Raw genomic sequence first — 11,332 nt, forward strand, 5'->3', positions numbered from 1 at the left:
GAGATCCGCGCGGAAGAATGACCCGCGCATGGAGAGGAACCCCGTGAGCCGTATCGTCGCCCTCGACACCACCGACATCCGCTTCCCCACGTCGCTGAGCCTGGACGGCTCCGACGCGATGAACCCGGACCCCGACTACTCCGCCGCGTACGTCGTCGTCCGCACGGACGCCGGCGACGGCATCGAGGGGCACGCCTTCGTCTTCACGATCGGCCGGGGCAACGATGTGCAGGTCGCCGCGATCGACGCGCTCGCCGGGCACCTCGTCGGGCGCGAGATCGAACCGCTCCTCGACGACATGGGCGGCACGTTCCGCGAGATCATCGGCGACTCGCAGCTCCGCTGGCTGGGCCCGGAGAAGGGCGTCATGCACATGGCCATCGGCGCGGTCGTCAACGCGCTGTGGGACATCAAGGCCAAGCGCGCAGGCCTGCCGCTCTGGCAGCTCCTCGCCCGGATGACCCCGGAGGAGCTCGTCGACCTCGTCGACTTCCGCTACCTCACCAACGCCCTCACCCGCGAGGAGGCGCTGGAGATCCTGCGCGCGGCGGAGCCCGGCCGGGCCGAGCGCGAGCAGCAGCTCCTCGCCACCGGCTACCCCGGCTACACGACCAGCCCCGGCTGGCTCGGCTACTCCGACGAGAAGCTCGAGCGCCTCGCCCGGGAGGCCATGGCCGACGGTTTCACGCAGATCAAGCTCAAGGTGGGCGCCGACCTGCAGGACGACATCCGCCGCTTCCGGAAGGCGCGCGAGGTGTGCGGGCCCGACTTCCCGATCGCGATCGACGCCAACCAGCGCTGGGAGGTATCCGAGGCGATCGAGTGGGTGAACGCGCTCGCCGAGTTCCATCCCGCCTGGATCGAGGAGCCCACGAGCCCCGACGACATCCTCGGCCACGCCGAGATCGCCCGCGGCGTCGCGCCCATCCGTGTCGCCACCGGTGAGCACGCGCAGAACCGGATGATCTTCAAGCAGCTCCTGCAGGCCGACGCGATCTCGGTCATGCAGATCGACGCCGTCCGCGTCGCGGGGGTCAACGAGAACATCGCCAACCTGCTGCTCGCGGCGAAGTTCGACGTGCCGGTGTGCCCGCATGCCGGCGGCGTGGGGCTGTGCGAGGCCGTGCAGCACCTGTCGATGTTCGACTTCGTGGCCGTCTCCGGTACCCGCGAGGGCCGCCTGATCGAGTTCGTCGACCACCTGCACGAGCACTTCGTCGTGCCGACCGACATCCAGGGCGGCTCCTACATGGCCCCGACCGCGCCGGGTACGGGCATGGAGATGAAGGCCGACAGCATCGCGGAGTACACCTGGACGGGTGCGCATGTCCACGCCTGACCGCCTGACCGTCCCGACCCTCGGCTACGGTGCCGCGAACGTCGGCAACCTGTTCCGTGAGCTGTCCGACGATGACGCGTGGGCGGTGCTGGACGCGGCGTGGGAGAGCGGCATCCGCTTCTACGACACTGCCCCGCATTATGGCCTCGGCCTCTCCGAGCGCCGGCTCGGAGCCTTCCTGCAGACCAAGCCGCGGGACGAGTACGTGCTCTCGACCAAGGTCGGCCGTCTGCTCCGCCCGAGCCCCGACCACGCCGGCGGCCTCGACACCGCGAACGACTTCCACGTGCCGGACGACCTGCAGCGCGTGTGGGATTTCTCGGCGGACGGCATCCGGACGAGCCTGGAGGAGTCCCGCGAGCGGCTGGGCATCGAGCGCATCGACCTGCTCTATCTGCACGACCCGGAGCGGCACGACCTCGACCTCGCGCTCGCCGAGGCCCTTCCCGCCCTGGAGCAGCTGCGCGCGGACGGCGAGGTGACCGCGATCGGCATCGGGTCGATGGTGTCGGAGGCTCTGGCGGCGTCCGTGCGCTCCGCCGACCTCGACCTCGTGATGGTGGCCGGCCGGTACACGCTGCTGGAGCAGCCCGCCGCGTTCGACGTGCTGCCCGCGTGCCGGGAGACCGGGACGGGGATCGTCGCGGCGTCGGTGTTCAACTCCGGGCTCCTCGCCTCGAACGAGCCGCGACGGGACGGCCGCTACGAGTACGGGCAGCTCCCCGACGAGCTGTGGGATCGGCTGCTGCGCATCGCCGCTGTGTGTGCGGATCACGACGTGCCCCTGCCGGCCGCCGCGATCCGGTTCCCGCTGCAGGCCGACGTGGTGCGCTCCGTTGTCGTCGGCGGCAGTCGTCCGGCGCAGCTCCGGCAGAACGCCGAGTACGCTGCCCGGGAGATCCCGCCGGCCCTGTGGGAGAACCTCGCGGCCGAGGGCCTCATCCCCGCATCCTGACCTCCGTCCACCGAGAGGAGCCGCCGTGCTCGAAGGAATCCACCCGCTGCTGACCGGGGAGCTGCTGCTGCATCTCGACCGGATGGGACACTCCGACGCCGTGGTCGTCGCCGACGCGCACTTCCCGGCCTGGGGTCTCGGGGTGCGCGTGGTCGATCTTCCCGGCACCACGACACCCGAGGTCGTCGCAGCCATCCGCAGCGTGCTGCCGCTCGACGACGCGCCCGGCATCGATCTGATGACCTCGGCTGACGGCGAGGTGCTGGACGTGCAGCGCGAGCTCATGGCCGCCGCCGGCACAAAGCTCGACACCACGCGCTTCGTCGAGCGCTTCGCGTACTACGAGGTCGCGAAGGAGGCGTACCTCATGGTGCGCACGGGCGAGACGCGCAAGTACGGCAACGCACTGCTCCGGAAGGGCGTGGTCGGTCACCCTTCCGTGGCAGCGCGCGCCTGAGTGGGAGCCTACGAAGCAGTAGTCGCGCGAGCCGCCTCCTCGATCAGGTCGACGACCGCGACCGGCTGCGACGCGAGAGAGGCATGGCTCGCCGACAGTTCGACGATGGCACGCGGGTTCATCCGGGCAGCCATCCGGCGCTCGTTATCGGGGTCGATCATGCGGTCCGCGGTGGAGACCTGATACCACGTCGGCTTGACCTTCCAGGCGGGGGCGGAGATGGCGTCGGCGAACGTCGAGCCCTGAGGCGCCTTCTGTGTGACCGCCATGACGAGGGCCTCGTCCGCGGGAAGGTCCTGGGCGAAGCTCGCGTGGAACCGATCCTTGGCGATCCAGAGGTAACCGTCCGAATCCGGTGCGATGGCGTCGACGGCGGCGGGAGGGTGCTCCTCGGTGATCTGCCCGGCGCTTTCCCCGGCGTCCGGTGCGAAGGCCGCGATGTAGACGAGTCCGACGACCTGGGGAAGATCCCCGGCCTCGGTGATCACCGCTCCGCCGTACGAATGTCCGACCAGGAGCACGGGTCCGTCGATCTGCCGCACCATCTGGACTGTGCGCTCCGCGTCCGCGGCAAGGGATGTGAGGGGTTCTCCACGGCGTGAACGTCGGTGAATCCACGTCGGTCCAGTTCTACGATGACCTTCGCCCAGTGGGCGGCGCCTCCCCAGAACCCGTGGACCAGAACGATCGCCGGCTTGTCGGTCATGCTCATCTCCTGTCGTCGTGGCGGCCGTCGGACCGCCCCCTGTCAACCCCGCCCGGGGTCACGACGAGGTTACGGTGGACGCAGGAGCAGAAACCATGACCCATCCACTCGAAGAACATGCCCATCCTGCATCCCCGGACGCAGTCCAAGAACTCGACGTGTTGTCCGAGGTGCTCCAGCAGTCGCGGCTGCGAGGCGATGGAGCGGAATGGCTCCACCCCGAGATGCCGTTCCGCATCGCTCTTCCCGGCACTGCGACCAGCCTCTACTTCATCCTGGGCGAGGGGCTCATCCTGCAGGTCCCCGGACAGCGGGATTTGCCCGTCGCCCCTTCCGACATCGTGCTCGTCCGGCGCGGACTTCCCCATGTCCTGTCGTCCGTCGGTGCCTCGGCGCCGGCGCGCCCGCTCCGTCCCGACGACCGTCCGAGCGTCGAGGCACCGATCGGCCGCGGCTGGATCACCGGATACCTCCGTGGCGAATGCGGGGAGTCGGATCAGCTCGAGGCTGCGCTCCCCGCCGTGGTGCACATCCCACGCTCCGCGCCGGAGAACGAGTGGATCATGGTCAGCGAGCGCCTTCTGCTCGCGGAGATCCGGAGGCGCGGACCAGGGTCGCAGGCGATGATCTCGCGCATCCTCGACCTCGTCTTCATCCACGCGCTGCGGCGCTGGGCGAGTGGAGAGAACGGCGAGCGCGGCTGGTTGGCGAGCGCTCTCGACGAGCGCCTCTCCCCGGCGCTGTCCGCCATGCACGGACGTCTCGAGCATGCGTGGACGGTGGCAGAGCTCGCCGCGCTCACGCACCAGTCGCGGTCGGCGTTCGCGCATCGCTTCACCGCGCTCGTCGGTCGGCCTCCCCTGGCCTATCTCGCGGAGCGCCGAATGACAGCGGCGCAGCGTCTGCTCGCTGCGACGGCCATGCCGATCGGTGAGGTCGCCGGTGCCGTCGGCTTTACATCGGAGCCGGCATTCTCCCGGGCCTTCCGCCGCCGCTTCGGGCAGGCGCCGCTGGCGTGGCGTCGCCAGGCGCGGTCTCAGGCGGTGAACCCCTCCGGAGGGACGGAACGCGATGAGCGCCCGACGGTCGACTCCCGCACGACGAGCTCGGCGGGGAACGGCGTGGGTGCCGGAGGCGCAGCGGTCGGATCGGCGAGGAGCTGCAGCAGCGCGGCCCCGGCGGCGCGACCGATCTCGTAGCCGGGCTGCCGCACGCTCGTCAGCGGCACCACGCTCTGATGTGCGGCGGCCACGTCGTCGAAGCCGACGAGGGCGATCTCCTCCGGCACCCGGATGCCGTGGCGGAGCAGCTGCGTCAGCACGCCGAGGGCCACCCCGTCGTTCGCGGCGAAGACCGCGTCCGGGCGCTCATCCGCGGGAAGCCCCGCCAGGTGCGCCCCGGCCCGGAGGCCGTCTTCGGTCGTCAGATGCTCGACATCGAGGACGGAGACGCGGGCGTCGGTCCCCGCCACCGCGTCGCGCAGCCCGGCGAGGCGATCGTTCGACTGGCTCACCGTCGGGGCTCCGAGGAACAGGATGCGGCGACGGCCGAGGGAGACCAGGTGCTCGCCGGCGAGCCGCCCACCGCCGCGGTCGTCGAAGGTGACCGCGGCGACGGAGGGCGAATCGCGGATGGGGCCGACGACCACCGCGCGGATCCCGCGCGTCGCGAGCTGTTCCAGCCGCGGCACGACATCTCCATGCGGGTAGATCACGATGCCCTGCACCCGGTGGGCCTCGAACATGTCGATGTTCTGCTCCTCGCGAGCGGCATCGCGGGCGCTGTCGCTGAAGAAGAGCGACCAGCCGCCCTCACGGGCCACGTCGTCGACGCCGCGGGACAGGTCGTTGAAGTAGGGCAGCCAGGCGTCGAGGAGGATGAGGGCGAGGGCCTTGCTCGATCCCGCGCGGAGCTGGCGAGCCGACTCGTTCGGCACGAAGCCGAGCTCGGCGATCGCCGCCCGCACCCGCTCCCGGCTGGCGGCCCCGAGGACGTGCGGGTGGTTGAGGTAGTTCGACACGGTCGATGCCGAGACCCCCGCGAGAGCCGCGACATCCTTCACGCTCGCGGGCATGGGCCTCCTTCGGCGATGGGACCGCAGGCGTGCGGCCGGATGAGGCCCAGGCTAGCGGAGGACTTGTAACGTGCCAAGAAAGTTCTTGACACGTCCGCGGAGGGCGACGTAGCGTGACTCGCACAGTGGACTTGGAACGTGCCAAGTCCGTGCGGCGACGGTGCCGGACACCCGCCGGAGGAGCGTTCATGAACATCGGCTGCCACGGACTCGTCTGGACGGGGACCTTCGACGCGGACGGCATCCGGCTCGCGGTGGAGAAGACGAAGCACGCGGGCTTCGACCTCATCGAGTTCCCGCTCATGGACCCGTTCTCGTTCGACGTCGCTGCCGCTCGGGCCGCCCTCGCGGAGCACGGACTCGCGGTCAGCGCCTCGCTCGGGCTCTCCGACGAGACCGACATCACGAGCGGTGACCCTGCCGTGGTCGCCGCGGGGGAGGCCCTCCTGCTCCGCGCGGTCGACGTGCTCGCCGAGCTCGGCGGTACGCACTTCTGCGGGGTGATCTACAGCGCCATGAAGAAGTACATGGATCCGGTGACGCCGGAGGGTCTGGCGTCGAGCCGTCGCACCATCGCGCGCGTCGCCGATCACGCCGCCGCGCGCGGAGTCTCGGTCTCGCTGGAGGTCGTGAACCGGTACGAGACCAACGTGCTGAACACCGCTCGGCAGGCGCTGGCGTACCTCGGCGAGGTCGACCGCCCGAACCTCGGGATCCACCTGGACACGTACCACATGAACATCGAGGAGTCGGATATGTTCGCGCCGGTGCTCGACGCGGCCCCGGCCCTGCGGTACGTGCACATCGGCGAGAGCCACCGCGGCTATCTCGGCACCGGGACGGTCGACTTCGACACGTTCTTCAAGGCGCTCGGACGCATCGGCTACGACGGCCCCATCGTGTTCGAGTCGTTCTCCTCGGCCGTGGTGGCGCCCGACCTCAGCCGCATGCTCGGCATCTGGCGCAACCTCTGGACCGACAACGACGAGCTGGGTACGCACGCGAACGCGTACATCCGCGACAAGCTCGTCGCCGTCGACTCGATCCGCCTCCACTGACGCCCGGGCGGCGGTTCGAGACCAAGATGTTATTACAGGTCTTCCCTCGCCGCCGATCGTTAGATACATTTAGATACAACTTGCACTGACCCGGGTGCAGGTCGCAGAATTGATCCGATGTTTACGGCGGAACGGTCCGCCGCAATCGCGACAGAACCTTCAAGGAAGCAGGTGAGCGCATGAGTGGACCCATCCTGAGGGTCGAGGGGATCAGCAAGGGATTCCCCGGTGTCCAGGCGCTGAAGGACGTGCATCTCGAGGTGCGCGCCGGCGAGGTGCTCGTGCTCGTGGGTGAGAACGGTGCCGGCAAGTCCACCCTGATGAAGATCCTCTCCGGGATCTACACCAAGGACGAGGGCACGATCACGTTCGAGGGGCAGGAGGTCGAGCTCACCAGCCCGCTGCAGGCGCAGGAGCTGGGGATCACGATCATCCACCAGGAGCTCAACCTGATGCCCGACCTCACGGTCGCGCAGAACATCTACGTCGGCCGCGAGCCCACGACGGGCCCGTTCCTGTCGGAGCGGAAGCTCAACCGGCAGACGGCGGAGCTGCTGCAGCGCCTCGACATCCACCTCGACCCGCGCCAGCGCGTGGGCGAGCTGACGGTGGCCGAGCAGCAGATGGTCGAGATCGCCAAGGCGCTGTCCTTCAACGCCAAGGTCCTCATCATGGACGAGCCGACGTCGGCCCTCACCGACAGCGAGGTCGAGACCCTCTTCGTCCTCATCGAGCAGCTCAAGGCCCGCGGCACCGGCATCGTGTACATCTCGCACCGCATGGACGAGCTGCGCCGCCTGGCGGACCGGGTGACCGTGCTCCGCGACGGCACATACATCGGATCACTCGACAAGTCCGAGATCACGATCCCGACGATCATCGAGATGATGGTCGGCCGCGTGATCGACGAGGGCACCCGCCCGCAGGCGCGGGAGCACCTCAACGACCCGATCGTGCTCGACGTGCAGGGGCTCTCCACGCGGAAGCTCCTCAAGGACGTGTCGTTCCAGCTGCACAAGGGCGAGATCCTCGGATTCGCCGGCCTCATGGGCGCCGGCCGCACCGAGACCGCCCGTGCCGTCATCGGCGCGGACCACCGCGACGGCGGCACGATCACGATCGGCGGGCGCACCGTCCGCATCGCGCAGCCCGCGGACGCGGTCAAGCACGGCGTCGGCTACCTCTCCGAGGACCGCAAGCTGCTCGGCCTCATGCTCGAGCAGGACGTCACCTTCAACACCGTGCTCGCGTCGCTCGGCTCCTACGCCAACGGCATCGGGTGGATGGGCGACAGCAAGGCCAAGAACCGCACCAAGGAGTACGTGCAGCAGCTGCGGGTGAAGACCCCCTCGGTCAACCAGGTCGTCAAGCTCCTCTCCGGAGGGAACCAGCAGAAGGTCGTCATCGCCCGGTGGCTGATGCGCGACTGCGACATCCTCATCTTCGACGAGCCGACGCGAGGCATCGACGTCGGCGCGAAGGAGGAGATCTACCGCCTCATGCAGCAGCTCGCCGACGCGGGCAAGTCCATCATCGTCATCTCGTCGGAGCTCCCCGAGATCCTCCGGGTCGCGAACCGCATCGCCGTGTTCGCGAACGGCCGCATCACCGGGACGCTCCGCAACGAGGAAGCCAGCCAGGAGAAGATCATGCAACTCGCAGCCCACGGGGAGGAAGACTGATGAGCACCCCACAGCAGTCCGGATCGTCGACGACGACGATCATCCAGACGGCCGTCAACGAGGACACCGACAAGCGCGACGTCGCCGGCTTCCTCAAGCGGCAGTTCCAGCAGTCGCTCGCATTCGGCACCCTGATCGTCCTGGTCATCTTCTTCTCGGTCGCCAGCCCGAACTTCTTCACCTTCAGCAACATCGCCACGGTGCTGCTGTCGACCGCGGTCATCGGCATCCTCGCCCTCGGCACGACGTTCGTCATCATCACGGGCGGCATCGATCTGTCGATCGGCACCGGCATGGCGCTCTGCGCCGTGATGACGGGTGTGCTCATCACCAACCTCGGCCTGCCGGTGTGGGTGGGCGTGCTCGGCGGCATCGCGACCGGCGTGCTCATGGGCCTGGTGAACGGCGTCAACATCACGTTCCTGCGGCTGCCTCCGTTCATCGCGACGCTGGCCATGATGATGATCGCCGGCGGCCTCGCCCTCGTCATCTCGAACGTCGCGCCGATCTACTTCTCGACCTCGGCTCCCGACTTCAAGAAGATCGCGCTCGGCGTGCTCATCCCCGGCATCCCGAACGCGGTGCTCATCACCGCGGCCCTCGCGATCGTCGCCTGGCTCGTGCTGTCGAAGACGCTGCTCGGCCGGTACACCTTCGCGATCGGATCGAACGAGGAGGCCACGCGCCTCTCCGGCGTCAACACCCGCCGCTGGACGATCCTCATCTACATGTTCGCCGGCGCCTTCACCGGCATCGCGGGCATCGTGATCGCCGCCCGCCTCGACTCGGCCCAGCCGCAGATCGGCACCGGCTACGAGCTGCAGGCCATCGCGGCCGTGATCATCGGCGGCACCTCGCTGCTCGGCGGCCGCGGCTCGATCCTCGGAACCGTGATCGGTGCGCTCATCATGAGCGTCCTCGTCAACGGCCTCCGGATCATGTCGATCCAGCCCGAGTGGCAGAACATCGTCGTCGGCGTCGTCGTCCTGCTGGCCGTCTTCCTCGACTCGCTGCGCAACCGCCAGCGGACCTGAGACACGGCGGCGGCGAAACCCGTGCCCGCCGCCGTCCCCGGCTCCGGCCGGACCCCGCGGAAACCCTCCGCACAGGCACCACGAATGTCCACCCGCCGGTCCTGGCCGGCACCCACACAGAACAACGGAGTTTCCATGAAATTCGGCAAGAAGACCGCATTCGCGGCACTCGTGGCCGCATCCGCGCTCGTGTTCGCCGGCTGTGCCGGCGGCGGCGACGTGATCGAAGAGGGCTCGGGTGGCGACACCGGCAGCAGCGACGGCGAGATGTACATCGCCATGGTCTCGAAGGGCTTCCAGCACCAGTTCTGGCAGGCCGTCAAGAAGGGCGCGGAGGAGAAGGCCCAGGAGCTGGGCGTCAAGATCACCTTCGAGGGCCCGGCCGCCGAGACGGAGATCGCGCAGCAGCTCGAGATGCTGACCGCCGCGATCGACAAGAACCCGGACGCCATCGCCTACGCCGCCCTCGACCCCGAGGCGTGCGTCGCCCCGCTCGAGCAGGCGAAGTCGAAGGACATCCCCGTCGTCTACTTCGACGCCCCGTGCAACGGCGACGTCGGACTCAGCCTCTCCGCGACGGACAGCAAGGTCGCCGGCGCGCTGGCGGCCGAGCACATGGCCGAGCTGATCGGCGGCGAGGGCGAGGTCGCCATCGTCGGCCACTCGCAGATCAACTCGACGGGTGTCGAGCGTCGCGACGGCTTCGTCGAGAAGATCGAGGCAGACTACCCCGACATCGAGATCGTCGACATCCAGTACGGTGACGGCGACCACCTGAAGTCGGCCGACATCGCCAAGACGCTCATCGCGGCCCACCCCGACCTCAAGGGCATCTACGGCACCAACGAGGGCTCGGCCATCGGCGTCGTGAACGCCGTGAACGAGCTCGGCCTCGAGAAGGGCAAGATCACCATCGTCGGCTTCGACTCCGGTGCGGCCCAGATCAACGCCATCAAGGACGGCACCATGGCCGGCGCCATCACGCAGGACCCGATCGGCATCGGCGCCCAGGTCGTGCAGGCGGCCTACGACGCAGCCAACGGCGACGACGTCGAGGAGTTCTACGACACCGGTTCCTACTGGTACGACAAGAACAACATCGAGGACGACAAGATCGCCGCGGTCCTCTACGAGTGACCCGCACGGCGGAGCCCCTCGCCTTCCGGCGGGGGGCTTCGTCGTGTGTGGGGAAGTCCGGCTCCGGGTCCGTGGGTCCGTAGTCCGTGGGTCCGTGGGTCCGTGGGTCCGTGGGTCCGTGGGTCCGTGGGTCCGGCTGCACGATCCCGGGACGACTGCACGATCGGATCCCCGGTTTCCTCGTGCACCCGTGTCGGGGTCGTGCAGACGAACCGGGTCCGGAGTCGGGTGGGGTCTCGGCCTGGGCCTGGGAGGGGACCGATGCGTGGCCGGATGCACGACGAGGGGACCGATGTGTGGCCGGATGGGTAGTTCGGTCGTGCAGTCGTGACGGGGTCGTGCAGGTGAAACCGGATGGCCGAGGGGAGCCGTTCGGGGCAGGGACGGTCAGCCCGAGGGGACCGTCCCCGGATGACGGGCGGGACGACGAGGGACGGATGCACGGCCGGGGGACGGGCGCACGACGCGGCGGCCCGAATGGGCGTGCGGGCGTCGCGGGGTCGTGCAGGTGAAACGGGGAGACGGGGACGGGGAGACGGGGAGACGGAGAGGCGGAGAGGGAGAGAAGGGGGGAGGAGGGGGTCAGAGGGGGCGGAGGAAGGTGAGGATCGAGGTGGGCTCGACGATGAGTTCCTGCAGGGCGGCGTTGAAGGGGATGCCGGCGGGCGCGTGCAGGTGGGCCTGGAAGGCGTCCTCGTCGCGGTAGACCTCGTAGACGAAGAAGCGGTCAGGGTCGTCGACGAGGCGGTGGGCGTCGAAGACGATGTTGCCCTCCGCGGCGCGGACCACCTCGGCGAAGTCCCGCAGCAGCGCGGCGACCTGGTCGGCGGCTCCCGGCTGCGCGGTGAAGACGGCGTGGAGGACGGTGGGTTCGGGCATGACGACTCCTC

The 11,332-nt window shown here is 69.0% G+C and carries 9 protein-coding genes and 2 pseudogenes; 8 read left to right on the forward strand and 3 right to left on the reverse strand.

Translation table 11 applies throughout. The annotated features are described in order from the left end of the window. The first annotated feature begins 43 nt into the window (after positions 1-43). Genes B2W79_RS08630 through B2W79_RS08640 form a run of 3 tightly spaced genes read left to right on the forward strand, consistent with a single transcriptional unit; the run spans position 44 to position 2,751 of the window. Positions 44-1,339, forward strand: coding sequence for an L-fuconate dehydratase (locus B2W79_RS08630; RefSeq protein ID WP_292788639.1), 1,296 nt, complete (start codon positions 44-46; stop codon positions 1,337-1,339). Continuing rightward, a complete protein-coding gene (locus B2W79_RS08635; protein ID WP_292788641.1) occupies positions 1,326-2,294 on the forward strand; it encodes an aldo/keto reductase in 969 nt (322 codons plus the stop codon). Before B2W79_RS08630 ends, B2W79_RS08635 begins: the two co-directional genes overlap by 14 nt. A 25-nt stretch (positions 2,295-2,319) precedes the next feature. Then, positions 2,320-2,751: an RbsD/FucU family protein gene (locus B2W79_RS08640; RefSeq protein ID WP_292788643.1), complete on the forward strand. Its 432-nt coding sequence runs from the start codon at positions 2,320-2,322 to the stop codon at positions 2,749-2,751. An 8-nt stretch (positions 2,752-2,759) separates the two neighbouring features. Here B2W79_RS08640 and B2W79_RS08645 read toward each other — a convergent pair. Beyond that, positions 2,760-3,463 (reverse strand): annotated as a pseudogene (locus B2W79_RS08645) (alpha/beta hydrolase). Between the two features lie 89 nt (positions 3,464-3,552). Between B2W79_RS08645 and B2W79_RS08650 the strand changes: the two are divergent. Then, positions 3,553-4,473, forward strand: a pseudogene (locus B2W79_RS08650) (AraC family transcriptional regulator); the annotation flags it as partial. A 20-nt stretch (positions 4,474-4,493) separates the two neighbouring features. Here the strand turns inward: B2W79_RS08650 and B2W79_RS08655 are convergent. Beyond that, on the reverse strand, positions 4,494-5,531 hold the full coding sequence (locus B2W79_RS08655) for a LacI family DNA-binding transcriptional regulator (protein ID WP_292788647.1): 1,038 nt from the start codon (positions 5,529-5,531) through the stop codon (positions 4,494-4,496). Between the two features lie 188 nt (positions 5,532-5,719). Here B2W79_RS08655 and B2W79_RS08660 point away from each other — a divergent pair, with 188 nt between their 5' ends. From B2W79_RS08660 to B2W79_RS08675, 4 genes are all read left to right on the forward strand, one after another. After that, a complete protein-coding gene (locus tag B2W79_RS08660) occupies positions 5,720-6,589 on the forward strand; it encodes a sugar phosphate isomerase/epimerase family protein (protein WP_071329176.1) in 870 nt (289 codons plus the stop codon). A 179-nt stretch (positions 6,590-6,768) separates the two neighbouring features. Further along, on the forward strand, positions 6,769-8,271 hold the full coding sequence (locus B2W79_RS08665; RefSeq protein ID WP_025105377.1) for a sugar ABC transporter ATP-binding protein: 1,503 nt from the start codon (positions 6,769-6,771) through the stop codon (positions 8,269-8,271). Next, positions 8,271-9,305: an ABC transporter permease gene (locus B2W79_RS08670; RefSeq protein WP_205807905.1), complete on the forward strand. Its 1,035-nt coding sequence runs from the start codon at positions 8,271-8,273 to the stop codon at positions 9,303-9,305. The genes B2W79_RS08665 and B2W79_RS08670 overlap by 1 nt, the downstream gene beginning before the upstream one ends. Before the next feature lie 135 nt (positions 9,306-9,440). Next, positions 9,441-10,442, forward strand: a complete 1,002-nt coding sequence (locus B2W79_RS08675) for an ABC transporter substrate-binding protein (protein WP_292788651.1) — start codon at positions 9,441-9,443, stop codon at positions 10,440-10,442. 582 nt (positions 10,443-11,024) lie between these two features. On the opposite strand, the gene B2W79_RS08680 is transcribed toward B2W79_RS08675, so the two are convergent. Beyond that, entirely contained in the window at positions 11,025-11,321 is a 297-nt protein-coding gene (locus B2W79_RS08680; RefSeq protein ID WP_292788653.1) for a putative quinol monooxygenase, read from the reverse strand. Positions 11,322-11,332: the final 11 nt, after the last annotated feature.

Origin of the sequence: Microbacterium sp. UBA7513 (assembly GCF_002478345.1) — a bacterium.
In the GTDB taxonomy this organism is placed as follows: domain Bacteria; phylum Actinomycetota; class Actinomycetes; order Actinomycetales; family Microbacteriaceae; genus Microbacterium.